Here is a 21245-nt window from a genome sequence, read left to right as displayed (position 1 = left end):
GTTGTGGGACAAGCGGATCATGTCGTTGTAGTCGGTGCCGGGCTGGCGGGGTTGGCGGCCGCGCTGCATCTGCGGGGCGCGGGGCATGAGGTGACGGTGCTGGAACGCGCCGATCATCCGGGTGGGCGTGTGGGGCGTTATCGGTTCGACGACTATGAGATCGACAGTGGGGCAACGGTTCTCACGCTGCCATCGGTGATCGATGACGCGTTGGCGGCCGTCGGGCAAACCCGGGACAGCGTCGGCCTGCGGATCCATCGCCTCACCCCCGCCTATCACGCACGGTTCGGCGATGGCAGCGATATTCGTGTGTTCGATGATGCCGACCAGATGGCTGCCGAGGTCGAAAAGGCTTGTGGTGCTGAGGAAGCCGGAAACTATCGGCGACTTCGCAGCTGGCTCGGTCGCATCTATGACGCCGAATTCGACGAGTTCATGGACGCCGATTTCGATTCACCGCTCGATATGGTGCGCACCCCGCGCGCCAGGGCGGCGCTTGTCACTTTGGCCACGCTCGGTGGGTTCGGGAAGCTCGGCCCGCGGGTTCGGTCCTATCTGCGCGATGAGCGGCTGACCAGGCTGTTCACCTTCCAGGCGCTGTATGCGGGCATGTCGCCCGATGACGCGCTGGCGATTTACGGGGCGATCCCGAACATGGATACGTGCCTGGGCGTCTACTTCCCCGAAGGGGGGATGCGGGCGATCACCGTCGCGCTCGCCGAGGCATTCACCGAGGCCGGTGGAAACCTCGTACTGAACGCCGAGGTCGACGGCATCGACTACGCGAACGACAAGCGCACCGGCCCTGCCACCGTGTTCGCAGCCCGCTCCAAGGGCCGCAGAAATGGGGCCTCCGCCTCGGTACGCAGTGCCCGAGGACGGCACGCGGAAGCCATCCGCACCACCGACGGACGCACATTCTCGTGCGACGCGGTGGTTCTCACCGCCGACATCGGCTCCCTGCCGCGATTCGGCCTGCGCCACCGTCGCGGCCTGCGCGCCTCCCCGTCGGCAGTGGTCGCCCACGGCACCATCCCCGCCGAGATCGCCGCACAATGGCCCGTCCAGGCCCACCACACCATCGACTTCGGCGCCGCCTGGGCGCAGACGTTCACCGAGATCGCCGCCCGCAAGGGTCGCGGACAACTCATGAGCGACCCGTCACTGCTGCTCACCCGACCCGCGCTCACCGACGCGGGCCAGTTCGTCGACAGGTCCGACGGCCGCCACGAACCCCTCTCCCTGCTGGCCCCCTGCCCCAACCTCACCGCCGCCCCCCTGGACTGGCACACCCTCGGCCCCGCCTACCTCCGAGAACTGCTCACCGTCCTGGAACAGCGCGGATACACCGGCATCACCGACCACTTCACCGTCGACCACCTCGACACCCCCGCCACCTGGGCCGACCAGGGCATGATCGCCGGCACACCCTTCTCCCTCGCCCACCTGTTCCGGCAAACCGGCCCCTTCCGCCCACGCAATCTGCCAAGGGGTGTGGACAACGTCGTTCTCGCAGGTTGTGGCACCACTCCGGGGGTGGGTGTGCCCACCACGCTGCTGTCGGGCAAGCTGGCCGCGGCACGAATCACCGGCAGCCGGGCGCGCACCGGTACCGACCACCGGGTTAGTGTTCCAAGATGAAGCCGTAAACTGACGGCCGACTTATCAGCTCGCGGTTGCGACCGCCGACCATCCGGGGGGACCGACCGAACATGCCGCCCCCCGAGACGACCGTAGGCACCATGGACAACACGCGCACACTCGAGCGTCAGGGCCACCTACCCGCTCGAACCGAACCCGGCGTTCGGGCCTGGCTGCGGATCGCAGGCGATTTCGCCCGCAGTCCCGAAGGCCACGCGGCCATCATGGGATTCTTCGGCGCGGCGATGATCACCTTCGGCGGTTTCGGAGCGGGCGCTGTCCGCAAACGCGACCCGCTGCTGGAAGGCCTGCACCTGTCCTGGCTGCGGTTCGGCCACGGGTACGCGCTGTCGACGATCCTGATCTGGATCGGCGTGCTGATGATGATCACCGCGTGGGTTCGACTGGGCCGCACCACTCTCGGCAAGGGCGGCTCGACGGTCACCCTCAACGAGTTACGGGCGATCGTCGGAATCTGGGTCACGCCACTGCTGTTCGCGGCGCCGATGTTCAGCCGCGACGTCTACTCCTACCTCGCGCAGGGCGCGCTGTTGCGCGACGGTTTCGACCCCTACCAGGTGGGTCCCGTCGCCAATCCCGGTCTGCTGCTGGAGAACGTGAGTCCGGTCTGGACCACCACCACCGCGCCGTACGGGCCTGTGTTCTTGCTGATGGGCCGCGCGATCACCTCGCTCACCGGCGACAATGTGATCGCCGGGACCATCGCGCTGCGCTTCGCCATGCTGCCCGGGTTGGCGCTGATGATGTGGGCGGTGCCGTACCTGACCAAACATCTGGGCGGTAAGCCCACGGTCGCGCTGTGGCTGGCGGTGCTCAACCCGCTGGTGCTGGTGCACCTGATCGGCGGCGTGCACAACGAGATGCTCATGGTCGGGCTCATGTGCGCGGGCGTGGCGCTGGTGTTGGAACGACATCACGTCGCCGGCATCGTGGTCGTGGCCATCGGCGTGGCGATCAAGGCCACCGCGGGCGTGGCGCTGCCGTTCCTGGTGTGGATCTGGATTCTGCACGAGAAGGAACGCCGAGCCGCGCAACGGCAGGTGGATTCCGATGCCGCCCTGGCCGAGGAACTCAAACACCCCGATGCGGCCAGACCGTCGCCGGATATGCCGCACCCGCTGTTCGTGTTCGCCAAGATCGCGGGCATCGGTGTCGGTGTGTTCGCACTGGTGTTCGGCGCGGCGTCGGTGATCGCGGGGGTCGGCTTCGGCTGGGTCACCGCGCTGCAGGGTTCGAACAAGATCATCAACTGGCTGTCGCTGCCCACGATCCTGGCGCACATGGTCACCTGGGTGAGCCCGCTGAACTTCGACTCGGTGCTGGACGTGACCCGCCTGCTGTGCCAGATCGCCATGGTGGTGTTGCTGGTGGCGACCTGGTGGCGGTTCCGGCACAGCGAGCGCGAGGCCGTGATGGGCATCATCATCGCGTTCGTGGCGATCGTGCTGCTGTCGCCCGCCGCACTGCCCTGGTACTACTCGTGGCCGCTGGCACTGGCCGCCGGGTTCGCGCTGTCGACCACCACGCTGATGTGGTTGGTGGGGATCTGCACCTGGTTGATGCTGGTGTTCCAGCCGGACGGGTCGATCGGCCTGTACAACTTCTGGCACGTCGCGTTGGCGACGTTCGCCGCCGTGGTCGCCGCGGTGTCGTTGCGCACCGTGGATCCGTTGCATCTGCGGTCGGCCAAATCGAAGGCTGTTGCCAGCGAAGCGGCGCCGCCCGTTCGCGCATGAGCGGCGAGCTCGCAGCATGATCGGGCGCACGCGGGGGCCTCGAGTCGCGACCGCGCCCGGCGATGGTGTCCGACCGTTGACCGGCGATCTCGACGCGGCCTACGCGAGTTGCCGTCGGATCGCCGCCGAGCACGGACGCACGTATTACCTGGCCACCACCCTGCTTTCACCGGAACGACGACGGGCCGTACACGCGCTGTACGCCTTCGCGAGAATGGTCGATGACATCGTCGACCACGCCGACAACCCCGCCCGCGTTCTCGACCCGCGCGATGCCACCACGCACCGACTCGCCCCACTGTCCGAGGTCTCCCCCGCCCAGCACCTCGACCTGGTCGAGAAACAGCTGCGACTGGCCCTGGAACACGGCAACCTCGACACCACCGACCGACGCCGCCACCAGATCGTCACCGCGGCCGCCGACACCATCACCCGCTACGACATCGCGCACGCCCACATCTGGACGTTCCTCGACGCCATGCGCATGGACGTCCCCGGCACGGCCACCCACCGCACCCGCTACGCCACGATGAGCGACCTGCGCGAGTACATGCGCGGTTCCGCCGCCGCGATCGGCCTGCAGCTGCTCCCGGTCCTGGGCACGGTCGTGCCCGTGGTCGATGCCGAGCCTGCGGCCGCCGCCCTCGGTGAGGCCTTCCAGCTCACGAACTTCCTGCGCGATGTCGCCGAAGACCTCGATCGCGACCGCGTCTACCTGCCCACCGACGAACTTGCGGCCTTCGGCGTCGACGAAGATCACCTGCGCGCCTGCCACCACCGCGGCCACACCGACGCACCGCTGCGCCGCGCACTGGCCCACCTGATCGCGATCAACCGCGACATCTACCGGCAGGCCGTCCCCGGCATCGCCCTACTCGCCCCCCGAGTACGCCCGGCCATCACCACCGCCGCCACCCTCTACGCCGAAATCCTCGACCGCATCGAAGCCGCCGACTACCAGGTGTTCGCCACCCGAGCCACGGTCCCCAACCACCGCCGAATCCTGGTCGCCGCCAAGGGTTTGACCATCTCCCGCCGCTAGCGCTCAACCGGTCCGCCGAAACCCTCAGCCGTCCACCTACTCGGCCAGATCGTCGCATACCGTCAAAAGATCGCCCGCAAACCGTCAGCCGATTTGTCGCAAACCGTCAGCCAGATCGCCGCATATCGTCAGGCATAGACAGCCGCCTAAATTCTGTCTAGTCTGTCCAGATAGGAATCAACCAGGGGCGGTGGGCTATGCGGTGGCAGGTACAAGAAGCCAAACAGCGATTTTCTGAAGTACTTCGCGCGGTCGAGGCCGAGGGTCCGCAGACCATCACTCGTCACGGCGACGAGGTGGCGGTAGTCATCGACATCGCGGAATACCGTCGGCTGACCAGGCCCGATATCAGCTTCGTCGATCGATTAGTGGTGACCTTCGGCGGCCTCGACGACGAGACCGCCGACGTCATCGCCGAAGTCGAGGCACAGAGATCGCAATCGATGCCGCGAGAACTCGACTTCACCGAGCTGTCGTGAGCTTCCTCATCGACACCAACGTCATCTCCGAACTGATGCGACGGACACCGGACCCCGCAGTTCTCGACTGGTTCGCGCGCAACCGCACCAACGAGTTGTGGTTGAGCGTGATCACCGTCGGTGAACTCCGTCGTGGCGTCGCGCTCCTCCGTGCGCGTGAAGAGAGTGCACGCGCGGACCGGATCGAGGCCGCCGTCGACGAGATCGAGGGCAATTACGCGCAACGAATTCTGGCTGTCGACACGCCCGTCGTACACCGATGGGCGCTGATCCCAGCCCCCATCGACGTCAGCGACGGCCTGATCGCGGCAACAGCATTGACACACGGGCACACCGTCGCGACACGAAACACCAAGCACTTCAAGCACACCGGTGCCGCGCTGGTGAATCCGTTCGACCCGGTGTGAGGCTCAGAAAGGTTCGGCGTGGGCGCGGCGGACTACCTCGCGGGCCAGCTGGGTGTGCAGGGCGTCGACCGGGCGGCCGGGCAGGGAGGGATCGTCGGTGTACAGCCATTCGAGGATGTCCTCGTTGCTGTACTTGCCGTCACGCATCACGGTGATCACGCCGGGCAGCATGCGCACGATCTCGTCTTCGGCGTTGAAGAAGCGGGCGGGAACGCCGACCACACCGTTGCGGCGCACCGCCAGCAGCTGGTAATCGCGCAGGAGTTGGTGCACCGAGGTGACCGGGACGCCGAGTATGTCGGCCGCCTCGGGCAGCGAGACGATGGTTTCGGTGTCGGGCAGCACGTCTTTGCTGCAAGGGAAGGCACTCACCGGAACAACGGTAGTACGTGTCGCGGCCCACTCATCGTCTGGCATGCCGACACGACACAGTTACGATCGTGGTGGCCGCACACGGCGGCCGGTTGAATGCCGGAGGACTTCACTTGATCGGCCAGATGCTGGAAGGGCGCTATCGCATCGACGCGCCGATCGCGCGCGGCGGGATGTCGATGGTCTTCCGCGGGACCGACACCCGGCTGGATCGCCCCGTCGCGATCAAGGTGATGGACCCCAAATTCGCCGGAGACCCGCAGTTCCTGAGCCGTTTCGAGTTCGAGGCGCGCGCGGTGGCCAAGCTCAAGCACCCGTCGCTGGTCGCGGTCTACGACCAGGGCGTGGACGGCGAATACCCGTTCCTGATCATGGAATTGGTCGAGGGCGGCACGCTGCGCGAACTGCTGCGCGAACGCGGACCGATGCCGCCGCACGCCGTGCGCGCGGTGGCCGAGCCGGTGCTGCGCGCGATCGGTACCGCCCACGACGCGGGCCTGGTGCACCGCGATGTGAAGCCGGAGAACGTGCTGATCTCCGACGCGGGCGAGGTGAAGATCGCCGACTTCGGCCTGGTGCGCGCGGTAGCCGCGGCCAACACCACGTCGGCGAGCGTGATCCTGGGCACCGCCGCGTATCTGGCGCCCGAGCAGGTCACCACCGGCACCGCCGACGCGCGCAGCGACGTGTACGCGTTCGGCGTCCTGATCTTCGAACTGCTCACCGGGCGGGTGCCGTTCAGCGGCGACAACTCGCTGTCGGTGGCCTATCAGCGGGTCGAGAACGACGTCCCCGCGCCCAGCGGCTTCATCGGCGGTGTGCCACCCGAGTTCGACGCGCTGGTCGCCAAGGCCACCTCCCGCGACCCCGCGCTGCGTTACGCCGACGCCAACGAGATGGCCGCGGCGCTGCAGTCGATCGCGATGCAGTTGAACCTGCCGTCGTATCGTGTTCCCGCACCGCGGGATTCGGCCGAACATCTCAGCGAGAGCTACCACACCGGTGCCGCGCACCACCCCGGCGATCGCCCGGTGACCCCCAATCCTGTTGCCGCACACCACTCCCCCGCGCCCGAGCAGCATCACACCCGGGTGGTGACCGCGCAGCGTCCCCGACCCGAGGAGCACGCGCCGGCCGCGACCGCTTTCGGCGCGGGCGGTGACAGTCACGCTCGCCGAACAGGGTTGGTGTGGGTGGGCCTGGTCACCGCGCTGACCCTGCTGGTCGGCATCGGCGGCTGGTGGCTGGGCGTCGGCCGCTACACCGCCGTGCCGCCGATCGCGGGCATGGACTCCGAGCGGGCCGTGTCGGTGCTGCAGGAGGCCGGGTTCGAAACGTCGTTGCGGCAGAAGGCTTCCGACACGATCCCGGTGGGCGGGGTCGTCGGCACCGATCCGTCGGCCGGGTCGCGGGTGACCAAGGGTTCCACGATCGCGGTGCTGATCTCCAACGGCAAACCGCGCGTGCCCGATCTCGCGCCGGGCGATCAGATCAGTGCCGTCAATACCGCGATCCGCGACGCGGGTCTGCAGCCGATCGACAGTGGCGAGGCGGCCAGTACCGCGCCGAAGGGCTCACTGGCGCGGGTGGAGCCCGCGCCGGGCACGGTCCTGCCGATGGGCGCGCAGGTGAAGGTGTACCGCAGCAAGGGTTCTCAGCCGGTCAACGTGCCCGATGTGCGCGGGAAGACCGCCGAGGAGGCCGCGAAGGCGCTGACCACCGCGGGCCTGACCGTGCGGGAGACTCGCGTGCAGTTCGACAAGAGCGTCGAGGGCGATAAGGCGATCGCCACCGACCCCGCCGTCGGCACCACCCTGCAATCGGGCGACACCGTGACGCTGATCGTGTCGAATGCGGTGAAGGTGCCCAATGTGATGGGCCAGAGCGTCGGCAACGCCCGCGACAAGCTGCAACAGCTCGGCCTACGCGTAGAGGTCAAGTCCCTCACCGATTCCGACAGTTCGCTGGTCATCGGCCAGGTTCCCGGCATCAACACGAATGTGGAGGCGGGCAGCGTCGTATCGCTCACCGCCCTGCCTTGAAGGGGCAAGGATCCCGAGAAGGACAAAGAAAAACCCGGGCGCGGTCCTCGCTGACCGCCCCGGGCTCGTCTTACTGACTCAGCCTCGTCTTAATGACTCAGCGCAGCATCTCCGCGACCAGGAACGACAGTTCCAGGGACTGCTGGGTGTTCAGGCGCGGGTCGCAGGCGGTTTCGTAGCGACCGCCCAGGTCCAGGTCGGAGATGTCCTGGGCGCCGCCGAGGCATTCGGTGACGTTCTCGCCGGTCAGCTCGATGTGCAGGCCGCCGGGGTGGGTGCCCAGCGCGTGGTGCACCTCGAAGAAGCCCTGGACCTCGTCGACGATGCGGTCGAAGTGGCGGGTCTTGAAACCGGTGGACGACTCGTGGGTGTTGCCGTGCATGGGGTCGCACTGCCAGATCACCTGGTGGCCGGTGGCCTGCACCTTCTCGATGATGGGCGGCAGCACGTCGCGCACCTTGCCGTTGCCCATGCGCGCGACCAGGGTGAGCCGGCCGGGCTCGTTGTTGGGGTCGAGGCGTTCGACGTATTCCACGGCCTGATCGGGCGTGGTGGTCGGCCCGATCTTGAGGCCGATCGGGTTCGCGAGCAGTTCGGCCAGGGCGATGTGGGCGCCGTCGAGCTGACGGGTGCGCTCACCGATCCACAGGAAGTGCGCCGACAGGTCGTACAGCAGCGGCTCACCGGTCTCGGACTCGCTCAGCCGCAGCATGGCGCGCTCGTAATCCAGCACCAGCGCTTCGTGGGAGGCGTAGATGCGCGCGGTCTTCAGGCTCGGGTCGTTGACCTGGCAGGCGGCCATGAAGCGCAGGCCGCGGTCGATCTCCTCGGCCAGGGTCTCGTAGCGCGCGCCCGCGGGTGACTGGGCGACGAAATCGCGGTTCCAGTCGTGCAGGCGGTGCAGGTCGGCGGTGCCGGCGCTGGTCAGGGCGCGGACCAGGTTCATCGCGGCGCTGGCGTTGGCGTACGCGCGGACCAGTCGGGACGGGTCGTGGCGGCGCAGCGCGTCGTCGGCCACGATCGAGTTGATCATGTCGCCGCGGTAGGACTTCAGGCCCATGGCATCGGTGTCGGACGAGCGCGGCTTGGCGTACTGGCCGGCGATCCTGGCCACCTTCACCACCGGCATGCTCGCGCCATAGGTGAGGACCACGGCCATCTGCAGCAGCGTGCGGATGTTGCCACGGATGTGAGGTTCGGTGTTGTCGACGAAGGTCTCCGCGCAGTCACCACCCTGCATGAGGAAGGCCTCACCGCGCGCGACCGCGGCCAGCTGCGTCTTGAGGTCCTCGACCTCGGCGGGCAGACAGATCGGCGGCACGCTCTCGAGCACGGTGCGCATGGTCGCGGCCTCGTCGGGATCCCACGACGGCTGCTGCAGGGCGGGCCTGGCCAGAGCGGCGTCGAGGCGACTGCGCAGATCGGCAGGCAGCGGCGGCAGTTCCGGCAGGCGGTCAATGGGTACGTCGACGGTCCAGGTCACCAGATCAGAATACGTACCCGCGAGTACCCGCCGATATCCGGCGTACCTGCGAAGTGCCCGCGAACCACGGCCGACCCGTGCGAAGTTCGCGCGCAGTGCCCACATAGGGTTTCGTCAACCCCCTCGTGGTCCATCGCCGGACGTCACGAGCAACCCATCGGCACGAAGAGGCGATCTCCCTGCGATATTTTTACGATTCGGAATTCATCGAGGACGGCACGACGATCGACCTGATCTCGATCGGCGTGGTCTGCGAGGACGGGCGCGAATACTACGCGGTGTCCACCGAATTCGATGCGAGCAAGGCCGGGCAGTGGGTCCGCAAGCACGTGCTGCCCAAGCTGCCGCCCGCTGGCTCCCCGCTGTATCGCACCAGGGAACAGATCCGCGACGACCTGTTCAAGTTCTTCCTGCCCCGCCCCACCGTGGTGCCCGAACTGTGGGCCTGGGTGGGCGCCTACGACCATGTGGCGCTGTGCCAGCTGTGGGGTGACATGACCGCGCTGCCCAAGGGCATGCCGCGCTACACCAACGAACTGCGCCAGCACTGGGCCGTCAACGGCTCCCCCGCGCTGCCGCCGATCCCCGACGACGCGCACGACGCCCTGGCCGACGCCCGACACAACCTGGCGAAATTCGAAGCCATCGAGACCTACCGCCGCACCCCGCGCCTGTAACCACACAAGCGAAGGCCCCGAGTCGAATTCGACTCGGGGCCTTGGCTTTTCAGCACGTCAGGTCAGTGACCGAACGGCTCACTGCTGTTGGCGATCGCCTGCTGCTCGGCGAGAGCGGTGAGCATCTTGTGCTCGTCGTTCTCCTCGATCTCAGCCCAGGTCTCGCCCTCGGCCGCGGGATCGGCCTTGAGGAAGCTACCGGTGCCCGGCTTGCCCGCCGAACCCAGCTTGTTCATCTTCTTGGGCACCGGGGCGCCCTGGTACTCCAGCGGAATCGCGTGGCCGTGGTCGTCGACCCCGCCCAGCGGCTGGTGGATCTCGATGTACTCACCGTGCGGCAGACGCTTGATCACACCGGTTTCGATGCCGTGCTCGAGCACCGCCCGGTCACTGCGCTGCAGACCGATGCAGAACCGGTAGGTCACGAAGTACGCGATCGGCGGCAGCAGCAGCACGCCGATACGACCGATCCAGGTGGTCGCGTTCAGCGAGATGTCGAACTTCAGCGCGATGATGTCGTTGACACACGACAGCGTGAGCACCACGTAGAACGCGATCGCCATGGCACCGATCGCGGTACGCACCGGCACGTCGCGCGGACGCTGCAGCAGGTTGTGATGCGCGGAGGTGTCGTTGGTCAGGCGCTTCTCGATCCACGGGTAGGCGATCAGCAGCGTGAACACCAGGCCCATCACCAGCGCGACCCAGAACACTGCCGGGATCGTGTAGTTGCCCAGGTAGATCTCCCACGGCGGCATCAGACGCGCCATACCGTCGGTCCACATCATGTAGAAGTCGGGCTGCGAACCCGCCGACACCTGTGACGGGTTGTACGGACCGAGGTTCCAGATCGGGTTGATCTGCAGGACACCGCCCATGATGCCCACGATGCCGAGGGTGAACGCGAAGAACGCGCCCTGGTCGGCGGCGAACACCGGGATGATGCGCGCGCCGACAACGTTGTTCTCGGTGCGGGCCGGTCCGGGGAACTGGGTGTGCTTCTGGTACCAGACCAGCGCGACATGCGCGCCGATCAGCGCCAGGATGATGCCGGGCAGCAGCAGCACGTGCGCGATGTACAGGCGCGGGATGATGATGTCGCCGGGGAAGTCGCCGCCGAACATCAGCCAGTGCATCCAGGTACCGACCACCGGGACACCGATGGTGATACCGGAGAACGCGGCCCGAAGTCCGGTACCCGACAGCAGGTCGTCGGGCAGCGAGTAGCCGAAGAAGCCTTCGAACATCGCCAGGATCAGCAGCAGCGAACCTATCACCCAGTTGCCTTCACGCGGCTTGCGGAACGCGCCGGTGAAGAAGATGCGGAACAGGTGGATGATGATCGACGCCGCGAACAGCAGTGCCGCCCAGTGGTGGATCTGTCGGACGAACAGACCGCCGCGCACCTCGAAGGAGATGTTCAGCGCGGTCTCGTACGCCCGCGACATGCCGACACCGCGCAGCGGCTGGTAGGCGCCGTCGTACACGACGTGGCTCATCGACGGGTCGAAGAACAGCGTCAGGTATACACCCGACAGCAGCAGGATGATGAACGCGTAGAGCGCGATCTCACCCAGCAGGAACGACCAGTGGGTCGGGAAGACCTTGTTGATCGACCGCTTCATGAACGCGGCGGCACGATACCGCTCGTCCATCTCGTTGGCCTGGTTGGCGGCCATATCTCCGACACTCATGAACGACGCTCCCAGAAGGCCGGGCCGAGCGGCTCGATGAAGTCGCCCGCGGCGACCAGGAAGCCCTCGGAGTTGACGGTGATCGGCAGCTGAGGCAGTGCGCGGGCGGCAGGACCGAAGACCGGCTTACCCCACTCGGTCGCCAGGAACTGCGACTGGTGGCAGGGGCACAGAATGCGGTTGGTCTGCTGCTCGAACAGCGAGGTGGGGCAGCCGAGATGGGTGCAGATCTTCGAGTACGCGAAGTAATCGCCGAAGTTGAAGCTCTCCTGGCCCTTGCGCTTGATCGCCTTCTCGGCGTCTTCGGTGCGCAGGCGGATCAGCATCACGGCGTTACGGATGCCGCGCAGCGACTGCAGGGTCTCGTGCGAGTCCCCGCGCCACTTCTCTTTCCACGGGAACACGGTTTCCATCGAGCCCGCGTCCAGATCCTCCGGACGCACCAGCACGATGTCTTCCGGGCGACCGGTGTCGCGGCGGATGTAGACGGTCTCGCCCGGGTAGTCCGGGGTCCAGCCCGAGACCCACAGCGGCGACTTGTCGCGCTTGGCCCACGGGTTCTTGATCATGCCGCCGATGAACACCAGACCGGCACCGATACCGAGCACACCGACACCGGCGCCAGCGGTACCCAGCATCATCTTGCGACGACCCAGCGTGGAGGTGTCCAGCGCGTCCTGCAGCTCGGCCACCAGGGTGCGGCGCTCGACCTCGAGCGACGGGCCGTCGTGGCGCTGCTGGATGGAGATCTCGGCCGGGATGAACTTCTTGCGGATCAACACCACCGCGATGCCGATGACCAGCACCGAGATGCCGAAGGTCAGGCCGATCAGCGGGGTGAACAGCGAGTAGGCCGCGTGGCCCTCGTCGCCGTTGCCCTTCCACTCCCACGGCCAGAACAGGAAGACACCGATCAGCGCGGCGGCGGACAGGCCGGAGATGGCGAACCAGAACGTGACCTCACGTTCGGCGCGCTTCTCGGCCTTGGTGCCCGGCACCGGCCACCGCTCGTTGCGGTAGACAACATCGACGTCGTCGCGCTTCGTGCCGAGCTCCGCGAGCTCGGCGGTCGACATCGCGTCGAGTTCGTCTTCGGTGGGTTCGCGACCCATGTCGCCGTTCTCCTGTCCACTCATGATCGGGATCCGATCCACATCGCTGCGCCGACAACGGCGGTGATGCCGATGACCCAGATGGCGAGACCCTCTGTGGCCGGACCGAAGCCGCCCAGATCCCAGCCGCCGGGAGCCTTCTCCTCGGCGGAGTTCCTGACGTAGGCGACGATGTCGCGCTTCTCCTCCGGCGTGAGCTGCCGGTCGGAGAACTTGGGCATGTTCTGCGGGCCGGTGAGCATCGCGTCGTAGATCTGCTGCTCGTTGGCCTCGGCCAGCGGCGGCGCGAACTTGCCACCCGACAGCGCTCCACCGCGACCGGTGAAGTTGTGGCAGGAGGCGCAGTTCATGCGGAACAGCTCCGAACCACGGGCGATGTCGTCGCCGCGCAGCGATTCCTGCGCGATCTCACCGTTGGCGTCACGGACCACCGAGGGGCCGCCGCCGTTGGCCGCGACGAACGCGCCCATCGCGTCGGTCTGGTGCGCGTCGAACTTGGCCGGCTTGCGCAGCGCCTGGGCGCCGTTGGCGGCCATCGGCATACGACCGGAGGAAACCTGGAAGTAGACCGCGGCCTCGCCCACACCGATCAGGCTGGGACCACGGTCGGGCACACCCTGCAGGTTCGCGCCGTGGCACGTCACGCAGGAGGTCTCGTACAGCTGCTTGCCCTCGCGGATGAGCGCGGACTGGTCCTCGTGCGCGGTGGCGACCTGCGGCGCGGGGGTGAGCGCGGCAGCCAGGAAGCCGGCTCCGACCAAGCCGATCATCAGCGCGAGAGCACCCGCGATACGACGACGGGTGCGACGCTGTTTACGCGCCTTGGCGGCGGCCTGCCCGGTGCCGGGGCCGACGGCGGGCTCTGGGGCCGACGGGGGAGATGAACTCATCTGTGTCCCTTTGGAGTAGACGGAACCGACTTGTGCAAAAGCTTGGTGCGCCAGCGCGCTAGCGGACGAAGTAGATCGTGGCGAACAGCCCGATCCAGACGATGTCGACGAAGTGCCAGTAGTACGACACCACGATCGCGGCGGTGGCCTGGGCGGGGGTGAACTTGCTCAGCGTGGTGCGGATGAGCAGGAACACGAACGCGATCAGACCGCCGATCACGTGCAGACCGTGGAAGCCGGTGGTGATGTAGAAGACCGAGCCGTAGGAGCTACCGGCGATCGTGGTTCCCTCGTGCACCAGGTGGTAGTACTCGTACCCCTGGCCGAACACGAAGAACGCACCCATCAGCAGGGTGATCGTGTACCAGCGGCGAAGGCCGAACACGTCGCCCTTCTCCGCGGCGAACACGCCCATCTGGCAGGTGAACGACGATGCGATCAGCACGGCCGTGACCGGAATGGCGAGCGTCATGTTCAGCTCGGTCGGCTCCGGGGGCCAGTTGCCGTGCGCTTGCGCGCGCGCAACGAAGTACATCGCGAACAGACCAGCGAAGAACATCAACTCGCTCGACAGCCAGATGATGGTTCCGACGCTGACCATGTTGGGCCGGTTCAGCGAATGCACACGCTGAGTAATGGCCGATCCTGGGGTGCCTACTGCGGTCGTCACGGGGTAAGTATGACTCTTCGTAGTACGACACATGTACCCGGGTACGAAAGTTTGTGGCGCGAGTCGGAAAACCCACGCACAGAGGGGGTCTACGACTTCCGTCGGCGTGTTGGCGACGATCGCGCGACAACACATTGTGACAGCGGTTGATGTGGATAGGCTGAGACGCGAGGAGGCGGCGATGGTCGTGGTTCGGATGTGGCGGCGCGTGTTCGGTGGGTCCGCGCAAGCGTTGGATCCCGCGCGCGGGGACCTGGAGGTGGTGGCGTCGAGCTTCGACGATGTCGAGGCGTGTTCGACGGCGCTGGATCGGGCGAGCGAGCTGGATCGGGAGGCCGACGCGGTGTTGCGACACCATCTGCGCCTGCCCGCCGACCAGATCGAGGCGGCGTGTGAGATCGCGGGGTACGACGGTTATGAACGCGTCGACAGCGATGCCGCGTCCGGGGACTTGGTTCCGATCATCTTGCAGCGAGTGCAACGACTGGATCCGCTGACCTGTTCGCAAGAACGCTCCCGCATGGCGGGCCTCGCGCAACGCCACGACGGGATCGCCGACGGGTGGGACGCCCTGCAACCCCCGCGTACAGCCCCTTAAACTTGCCCGAACGGCGCAAAAGACATTGCGTCACCTCCGCGGTGCCCGATCTAGTAGTGGCGCAACGGTGTCGTCGAAGGAGAAGCAGAGCGAATGAGCGTGCGCAGCTGGCCCCAGGTGCTGGGAACCCTCGCCGACGGTGGCGACCTGGCCGCGGACGACACCACCTGGGTGATCGACGAGATCTTCACCGACAACGCCACCGCCGCCCAGATCGCCGCGTTCGGCGTGGCCATGAAGATCAAGGGGCCAACACCCACCGAACTGGCGGGCATGGTGGCCGGCATGCTCGGGCACGCGAAACTGGTGCGCATCGACGGCGACGCGGTCGATGTCGTGGGCACCGGCGGGGATCGTTCGGGGTCGGTGAACATCTCGACCATGTCCTCGGTGGTCGTGGCCGCGGCCGGGGTGCCGGTGGTCAAGCACGGCAACCGGGCGGCGTCGTCGAAGTCCGGCGGGGCCGACGTGCTCGAGGCGCTGGGTGTGAAGCTGGCGCTGGGGCCGGAGTCGGTGGCGCGGTCGGTGCGCGAGGCGGGGATCGGGTTCTGTTTCGCGCCGCTGTTCCACTCCGGGCTGCGGTTCGCGGGGGCCGCACGCAAGGAAATCGGCATTCCGACCGTGTTCAACGTGTTGGGTCCGTTGACCAATCCGGCGCAGCCGCGCGCGGGGCTGATCGGGTGCGCGTTCGCCGATCTGGCGCCGGTGATCGCGGGCGTGTTCGCCGCGCGGGGATCCAGTGCGCTGGTGGTGCGCGGGCGCGACGGCCTGGACGAGATCACCACCTCCGACCTCACCGACGTGTGGGTGGTCAGCGGTGGGCGGATCCGGCAGACGGTGTTGGATCCCACGGTGCTGGGCATCGCCCGCGTGGATCTGGCGGAACTGCGCGGCGGGGACGCCGAGGTCAACGCCAGGGTTGCGCGGGAGGTGTTCGCGGGGACGCCGGGTGCGGTGCGCGACGCGGTGCTGCTGAACTCGGCCGCGGCGATCGTGGCCTATGACCTGTCGCGCGGGGTCGGCGACGTCGACTCCGATCTGGACGCGGCGCTGGCCGGTGGGCTCGAGCGCGCCGCCGCCGCGGTGGACAGCGGCGCGGCGGCGAAACTGCTGCAGAGCTGGGCCGAACTCACCCAGGTGCTCGACGAGCGCTGAAAGCCCTACTCCCCCAACGAGAATCCGGCCTCGACGTCGTGGCTGGCGTAGGACTTGAACGCGATGTGCGTGGTGGTGTCGACCACGCCGTCCACCTTGTCGATGCCCTCGGTGACGACGTCGGCGATGCGTTCGAAGTCGCGTACGCGCACGATCGCGATCAGGTCCACGTCGCCCGCGCAGGAGTACACCTCGGTGACGCCTTCGGTGTCGGCCAGTGCCTGCGCGGTCTCGGGGATGCGAGAGCTCTGCGCCTGGATCATCACGATCGCGGTAATCATGGGATCACTCTAGAACTTCCGCGCCCGCGGTGGCAGCTTTGAACCGTCGCATCAGGTCGTAGCTCTTCACACCCGGTGCGGTTTCCAGCGAACTGGACACGTCGACGCCGTAGGGGTGGTGTCGGGCGATCACCGCGGCGACGTTGTCGGGGTCGAGGCCGCCGGCCAGCACGACGCGGCCCGGTTGGGCGCGCACCCAGTCGGGGAACTCCTCGAACACACCGGAGCCCGCGCTGGCGTCGTAGAAGAAGTACTGACTGGTCTGGTTGGGTTCGGGTGGGGTCGCGGAGCAGAAGGCCAGGTTCGGCAGGTCGGCCCACTGGTAGAGCTGGACCACGTCGAAGGCATCGGCGACATCCGCGACTTCTTTTGCTTCCAGTGCGACGGCGAAGGTGGTGATGCGGCCGCGGGCGTAGTCGGCCAGCGCGCGGGCCTGTTCGGGGGTGCGGTAGCGCTTGCTCTTGGTGGTGGTCATGACCCCGATCGCGGAGTACCCGAGCTCGACGGCCCAGTCGATCTGCTCCTCGGTGGTCAACCCGCACACCTTCACGAACATTCGCCGCTACTCCTTATCTCTGCGCCCGCTGCCCGCGGGTCGTAGTCCATGATCCAGGATCGTCCCTTCGGCCGACTCCAGCGGCTGCATCCGCCGAACTTCCACCCCCTTGCATTTCTCACCGTTCGGCCAGATATTGCTCTTCGGCACTCTTGGTGGTCGCGGCCGTGCGCGCGAGTTGCGCCCAGCCCATCCAGCGCGCGGCGCCGTGAAGGGGTTCGCAGTACCCGTCGCTGGTCCGCACGATCCGTGCACCGGGTTTGGCCAGCCACCGTGCGATTACGCCGACCTCCTCCGGGGGTGCGCCTCGCAGCGGCGGGACGTCGTGGTCGGGCTGCACAGATGCGAGGTCGGTGGGCAGGTGGGTTCGAACTTCCGACGCCGCGCCACCCGTCTCGGGGATCACCGTCTCGGCGGCGGCCACGATCTGGTCGACCAGCGCCATCGGTGGGGTGCCGCGTGCGGCGGTGCCCGCGGAGGCGAGGCGGCCGTAGCGGATGACGGAGAATTCCCAGCCGCCCGCACCGTCGGGCAGCGCGATGATCAGCTCCGCCAGGCGAGCCAGCGCGGCCAGTCGCTGGGTGCGGTGCAGTCGGGTGACCACAGTGGCGGTGCGATCGCGAAGCCGGGCGGCTGCCTCGAAATGCTGTGCGGCGGAATAGGTTTCGATGCGATCGATCATGGATCGAAGCAGAGCGTCGGAACGCCCGGTGAACAGATCGCGGACCGCGTCGACGGCGGGTGCATACCTGACCGCGTCGAGATCACCGTCCTGGCGCGCGGCGGAGCACCCACCGACGACCGCGGGCGGACAGGTGTGTTTCGCCGCACGCGACAGCCGAGTCGCGCACGTCCGCATCCCCGCGAACTCTGCGATGATCAACCCCACCTCCACGGCATCGGCACGAGAAGTGAACGGCCCCACCGCCGTTCGAGTCGGCGTACGCACCGCGATCAATCGAGGAAACGCCTCGTCACTGAGCGTGAGCCACCATCCCCGCTTCGGGAACTTCGACCGACGGTTGTACGGCGGCGCGTGCGCGGCCAGCAACCGCAACTCCCGCACCCCCGCCTCGAGCCCGTGCGCGCACACCACGTGATCCACCCGAGTCGCCAGCGCCACCATCTCTTTCATCCGGCCCCGAGTCTCCGAACCGGTGAAGTAATTGCGCACGCGCCGACGCAGATTTACCGCTGTCCCTATATAGAGGACTTCATCCGACGGCCCACGGAACAGATACACGCCCGGTGAGGCAGGCAGATCGGTCGCGAAAGTGCGCTTGGCGCGCTGGGTTCCGGTGACGCCGGGCAGATAGTCCAGCAGTTCGGTCAGGCTGTGCACGCCCTGATTGCCCACCCGGGCGATCAGCGCGTGCAGCACGTCGACGGTGGCGCGGGCGTCATCGAGCGCGCGGTGCGTCGGCGTGACCGACGCACCGAGAATCCGGGCCAGCACCCCGAGTTTCGCCGACGGCGCCTCATCGCGCGTGAGCACCCGCCGCGCCAACTTCACCGTGCACAGCACCTGCGGGTTGGGCCAGGCGATGTCCTGCCGTGCCGCGGCCGCTTTGAGAAAGGCGGTATCGAAGCGCGCGTTGTGCGCCACCAGCACCGCCCCCGCCGCGAACTCCATGAACCCCGGCAGCACCTCCGCGATCCGCGGCGCCCCGTAAACCATCGCGGTGGTGATCCCGGTGATCTGCACGATCGCGGGCGGTATCGCGTACCCCGGATTCACCAACGTCGCGAACTCCCCCAACACCTCTCCCCCACGCACCTTCACCGCCCCGATCTCGGTGATCGCGTCCCGATCAGCGCTGGTCCCGGTCGTTTCCAGGTCGACGACGACGAAAGTGGTGGCGTACAGCGGCGTATCGAGCTCATCGAAGGCCAGCTGCCGCGCGGCGGCTGGGAGCGGAACGGGATCGGGCACGGCGAGCAGCGTAGGGCGGGGGTCCGACAAGCTCGCCGTGTCCGAGCGGTTCACCCCTCCGACGATCGATGTCAGCGCCGTCCGTCGAACCGACGGCAGGTCGGCGATCAGCCGCCCGGCGACGTCCATCGCGGTGCGCCCGTCGGCGCCACTGTTATCGGCGCGCGCAGATCACCGGGCACGAATGTCTCGGAATGTCGAGGCTGCGACGGCGGCGCGAAAAGTGGAGAGTTCACCAGCTTCGCCAAGAACAACATGGCCAGAACGATCACGGCACCGACAACCCCGACCATTCTGAATGCCGCGCGCACCTTCGACTGGACGGGCTCCTGTGAGCGCCGCGCCGGTCGACCAGGGTGCCGCACCGGATCCGTCCCGGCCGCAGGAGCTGGTGCTCGTGCAGGCGAGCCGCCGTCAGCAGGCGAAGAGCTCGCTGAGTCGAACGCATCGGCAGGCTGGTCGTTGCCCGACCTCGCGGCCGCGATCCACGCCAGCAGATCACGCACGCGCGACCCGAAGCCCGGGTCGATCTCGGCAGCTCGCCGCAACCACAGGTCCGCCTGAGCCAACTCGCCTCGGTGCGCTGCGTCGTAGCCGAGCAGAAACAGCGCTTCGGCATCATCGGGATCCAGTTGCAGCGCGCGGTTGATCGCCTGCCGCCCAGCCTCACAGAAGTCGGGCTCTTGCCCGTCCCAGAGGATCTGTCCCCGCAAGCGATGAAGGTCGGCGTTGTCGGGGTCGAGTTCGAGCGCGGTCTCGATCGCCGCTATCGCACCGGGCTTGTCGCGATGCCGGACCGCCAATGCAAGCGCCCGATATGCCCCCACGCGTGTCGGATCCAGCTCGAGGCAGCGACGCGCTGCCACGATCGCCGCTTCCTCGTGCTGGACCGCGCGGGGGTCATCACCGGCACGCTCGGCCAAGACGCCCTCGACGATCGCGACGACCTCCCAGGGGACCGCGAAGTCCGGCCGCAGCCGGATGGCGTCCCGTGCCACCTCGGTGGCACGGGAATATTCGCCGGTCTGCATCAAGGTCACGGCCAGCATGGCGACTGCCACGACGTTGTCGGGCTCGGCGGCGACCACCTGCGCGAACTTCTCTCGGGCGGCCTCGTGACGCCCGAGTTTTTCCAAGACCATCGCCCGGTCGAACTCCACCGATGTCATCGACGTCCCTTCAGATACCGCGCCAGCTCGTCATAGCTGCCGTCACCGTTGGCGAACTCGACCACGTTGCGGGCAGATTCGAACCACGCCCCCGTGCTCGGCCGGATCTGAGCCAGAGCCGCTTGCACGTCCGGCATGCCGATCGGGCGCACCTCACCGGTGCGCATCGAGTCGGCCATCGCGAGTTGGGTGGCCGAGGTGCAGACGTGGGCGAGGTCGGCGCCGGAGAGGCCGTCGGTGTGGGTGGCGAGGGCGTTGAGGTCGATGCCCGCCACGGGGCGCTCGCGCAGGTGGTAGTGCAGGATCGATTTTCGGGCGGCGAGGTCGGGGAGGCCGACGAAGATCATCCGGTCGAAGCGGCCGGGTCGGCGCAGGGCGACGTCGACGTCCCAGGGGTGGTTGGTGGCACCGAGCACGAACACGCCGTCGTTGCTGTGGGTGGCCGAGTCCATTTCGGTGAGCAGCTGGTTCACGACCGTGCGCATGCCCGAGGACGCGTGCATCTGACTGCGTTTGTGGCCGAGTGCGTCGACCTCGTCGAGGAACAGCACGCAGGGGGCGTTGCGCCGGGCCATCTCGAAGACGCTGTGCAGGTTGCGTTCGCTGGCACCGATGTAGATGTCGAGAATGTCGGCGATCTCGATCGGGTAGAAGTTGGCGCCGAGCTCCCCGGCCACCGCCGAGGCGATGAAGGTCTTGCCGCAACCGGGCGGGCCGTAGAGAAGGAGGCCGCCGCGCGCCGACGTGCCGAAGGCCTTGGCCAGTTCGGGATTGCGCAGCGGGCCGAGCAGCGTGAGGTCGAGTTGCCGCTTGACCTCGGCCATGCCGCCGACATCGGCCAGTCGCAGGGTGGGGTGTTCGACGGTGGCGGCGTCGTCCTCGGTGACGAAGTCGGTGGGCACGCCGTGCACGAACGCCGGTTCGATGATGTCGCCGACTTCGTGTTCGGCGGCGTCCCAGTCGAAGCCCGACGGTGCCGCGGCGGCGGTTTCTAAAGCGGGAGAAGCACCCGACAGTGCCGTCGTGCACCGCGTCATCAACCCCAGGACCTGCGCGTTTCCCGGATCATGGCCGAGCGCGACCCCACAGTGGGCCAGTCCGTCGGCATAACGCTGCCGCTCGATCAGCAGCTCGATGACGCACACGCGCAGCGCGAGCACCTCCGGACTGCGATCCAGCATTGTCAGCATGTCGGTCAAAACCTGGTCGTCGGCCACCCGCGCCCCCTTCGAACTGCGAACATTCGGCCGTACCTTAACTGCCACAACGGGTTTCCGCCGAGGCGAT

20 protein-coding genes are annotated in these 21245 nt (G+C 67.4%); 9 read left to right on the top strand and 11 right to left on the bottom strand.

What is annotated here, in order from left to right; translation table 11 throughout:
* Nucleotides 1-3 precede the first annotated feature (3 nt).
* From crtI to ACFWVD_RS18230, 5 genes are all read left to right on the top strand, one after another.
* The gene (gene crtI / locus ACFWVD_RS18250) at nt 4-1641 is read left to right on the top strand and encodes a phytoene desaturase family protein (RefSeq protein WP_379244180.1); all 1638 of its coding nucleotides are present in this window, start codon (nt 4-6) and stop codon (nt 1639-1641) included.
* A 101-nt stretch (nt 1642-1742) separates the two neighbouring features.
* Nucleotides 1743-3398: an alpha-(1->6)-mannopyranosyltransferase A gene (locus ACFWVD_RS18245; RefSeq protein ID WP_379244178.1), complete on the top strand. Its 1656-nt coding sequence runs from the start codon at nt 1743-1745 to the stop codon at nt 3396-3398.
* A 76-nt stretch (nt 3399-3474) separates the two neighbouring features.
* Nucleotides 3475-4440 carry a phytoene/squalene synthase family protein gene (locus ACFWVD_RS18240; protein WP_379244176.1) on the top strand — a complete coding sequence of 322 codons (966 nt, stop codon included), beginning with the start codon at nt 3475-3477 and terminating at the stop codon, nt 4438-4440.
* A 197-nt stretch (nt 4441-4637) separates the two neighbouring features.
* The gene (locus ACFWVD_RS18235) at nt 4638-4919 is read left to right on the top strand and encodes a type II toxin-antitoxin system Phd/YefM family antitoxin (protein ID WP_379244174.1); all 282 of its coding nucleotides are present in this window, start codon (nt 4638-4640) and stop codon (nt 4917-4919) included.
* The gene (locus tag ACFWVD_RS18230) at nt 4916-5326 is read left to right on the top strand and encodes a type II toxin-antitoxin system VapC family toxin (protein WP_379244172.1); all 411 of its coding nucleotides are present in this window, start codon (nt 4916-4918) and stop codon (nt 5324-5326) included. Before ACFWVD_RS18235 ends, ACFWVD_RS18230 begins: the two co-directional genes overlap by 4 nt.
* A 3-nt stretch (nt 5327-5329) precedes the next feature.
* Here the strand turns inward: ACFWVD_RS18230 and ACFWVD_RS18225 are convergent, their stop codons facing one another.
* The gene (locus ACFWVD_RS18225) at nt 5330-5698 is read right to left on the bottom strand and encodes an Rv2175c family DNA-binding protein (RefSeq protein WP_379244170.1); all 369 of its coding nucleotides are present in this window, start codon (nt 5696-5698) and stop codon (nt 5330-5332) included.
* A gap of 92 nt (nt 5699-5790) precedes the next feature.
* Between ACFWVD_RS18225 and pknB the strand changes: the two genes are divergently transcribed.
* Nucleotides 5791-7740 (top strand): Stk1 family PASTA domain-containing Ser/Thr kinase, encoded by a 1950-nt coding sequence (gene pknB, locus ACFWVD_RS18220; RefSeq protein WP_379244328.1) that lies wholly within the window; start codon nt 5791-5793, stop codon nt 7738-7740.
* A gap of 97 nt (nt 7741-7837) precedes the next feature.
* Here the strand turns inward: pknB and ACFWVD_RS18215 are convergent, their stop codons facing one another.
* Complete coding sequence (locus tag ACFWVD_RS18215) at nt 7838-9223, bottom strand: class II 3-deoxy-7-phosphoheptulonate synthase (protein ID WP_379244168.1); 1386 nt, start codon at nt 9221-9223, stop codon at nt 7838-7840.
* 179 nt (nt 9224-9402) lie between these two features.
* On the opposite strand from ACFWVD_RS18215, the gene ACFWVD_RS18210 reads away from it, so the two are divergent.
* The gene (locus ACFWVD_RS18210) at nt 9403-9900 is read left to right on the top strand and encodes a polyadenylate-specific 3'-exoribonuclease AS (protein ID WP_379244326.1); all 498 of its coding nucleotides are present in this window, start codon (nt 9403-9405) and stop codon (nt 9898-9900) included.
* Nucleotides 9901-9962: 62 nt separating this feature from the next.
* On the opposite strand, the gene ACFWVD_RS18205 is transcribed toward ACFWVD_RS18210, so the two are convergent.
* Genes ACFWVD_RS18205 through ACFWVD_RS18190 form a run of 4 tightly spaced genes read right to left on the bottom strand, consistent with a single transcriptional unit; the run spans nt 9963 to nt 14266 of the window.
* Entirely contained in the window at nt 9963-11594 is a 1632-nt protein-coding gene (locus ACFWVD_RS18205; protein ID WP_379244166.1) for a cytochrome bc complex cytochrome b subunit, read from the bottom strand.
* A complete protein-coding gene (locus ACFWVD_RS18200) occupies nt 11591-12730 on the bottom strand; it encodes a ubiquinol-cytochrome c reductase iron-sulfur subunit (protein WP_379244164.1) in 1140 nt (379 codons plus the stop codon). Before ACFWVD_RS18200 ends, ACFWVD_RS18205 begins: the two co-directional genes overlap by 4 nt.
* Nucleotides 12727-13596: a c-type cytochrome gene (locus ACFWVD_RS18195; RefSeq protein ID WP_379244162.1), complete on the bottom strand. Its 870-nt coding sequence runs from the start codon at nt 13594-13596 to the stop codon at nt 12727-12729. The genes ACFWVD_RS18200 and ACFWVD_RS18195 overlap by 4 nt, the downstream gene beginning before the upstream one ends.
* A 58-nt stretch (nt 13597-13654) precedes the next feature.
* The gene (locus ACFWVD_RS18190; RefSeq protein WP_379244160.1) at nt 13655-14266 is read right to left on the bottom strand and encodes a heme-copper oxidase subunit III; all 612 of its coding nucleotides are present in this window, start codon (nt 14264-14266) and stop codon (nt 13655-13657) included.
* A gap of 181 nt (nt 14267-14447) precedes the next feature.
* Between ACFWVD_RS18190 and ACFWVD_RS18185 the strand changes: the two genes are divergently transcribed.
* Nucleotides 14448-14864 (top strand): hypothetical protein, encoded by a 417-nt coding sequence (locus ACFWVD_RS18185; RefSeq protein ID WP_379244158.1) that lies wholly within the window; start codon nt 14448-14450, stop codon nt 14862-14864.
* Nucleotides 14865-14957: 93 nt separating this feature from the next.
* Nucleotides 14958-16019: an anthranilate phosphoribosyltransferase gene (gene trpD / locus ACFWVD_RS18180; RefSeq protein ID WP_379244156.1), complete on the top strand. Its 1062-nt coding sequence runs from the start codon at nt 14958-14960 to the stop codon at nt 16017-16019.
* A gap of 5 nt (nt 16020-16024) precedes the next feature.
* Here the strand turns inward: trpD and ACFWVD_RS18175 are convergent, their stop codons facing one another.
* From ACFWVD_RS18175 to ACFWVD_RS18155, 5 genes are all read right to left on the bottom strand, one after another.
* A complete protein-coding gene (locus ACFWVD_RS18175; RefSeq protein WP_379244154.1) occupies nt 16025-16300 on the bottom strand; it encodes an Lrp/AsnC family transcriptional regulator in 276 nt (91 codons plus the stop codon).
* A 4-nt stretch (nt 16301-16304) separates the two neighbouring features.
* Complete coding sequence (locus ACFWVD_RS18170; RefSeq protein ID WP_379244153.1) at nt 16305-16856, bottom strand: hypothetical protein; 552 nt, start codon at nt 16854-16856, stop codon at nt 16305-16307.
* A 118-nt stretch (nt 16857-16974) separates the two neighbouring features.
* Nucleotides 16975-18789, bottom strand: coding sequence for a DEDD exonuclease domain-containing protein (locus ACFWVD_RS18165; RefSeq protein ID WP_379244151.1), 1815 nt, complete (start codon nt 18787-18789; stop codon nt 16975-16977).
* Between the two features lie 107 nt (nt 18790-18896).
* Entirely contained in the window at nt 18897-19958 is a 1062-nt protein-coding gene (locus tag ACFWVD_RS18160; protein ID WP_379244149.1) for a tetratricopeptide repeat protein, read from the bottom strand.
* A complete protein-coding gene (locus tag ACFWVD_RS18155) occupies nt 19955-21175 on the bottom strand; it encodes an ATP-binding protein (protein ID WP_379244147.1) in 1221 nt (406 codons plus the stop codon). Before ACFWVD_RS18155 ends, ACFWVD_RS18160 begins: the two co-directional genes overlap by 4 nt.
* Nucleotides 21176-21245: the final 70 nt, after the last annotated feature.

This window comes from Nocardia sp. NPDC058666 (assembly GCF_042714895.1).
Taxonomy (GTDB): Bacteria; Actinomycetota; Actinomycetes; order Mycobacteriales; family Mycobacteriaceae; genus Nocardia.
The sequence above is the reverse complement of the archived record's forward strand: the minus strand, read 5'-3'. Positions and strand labels throughout refer to the sequence as shown.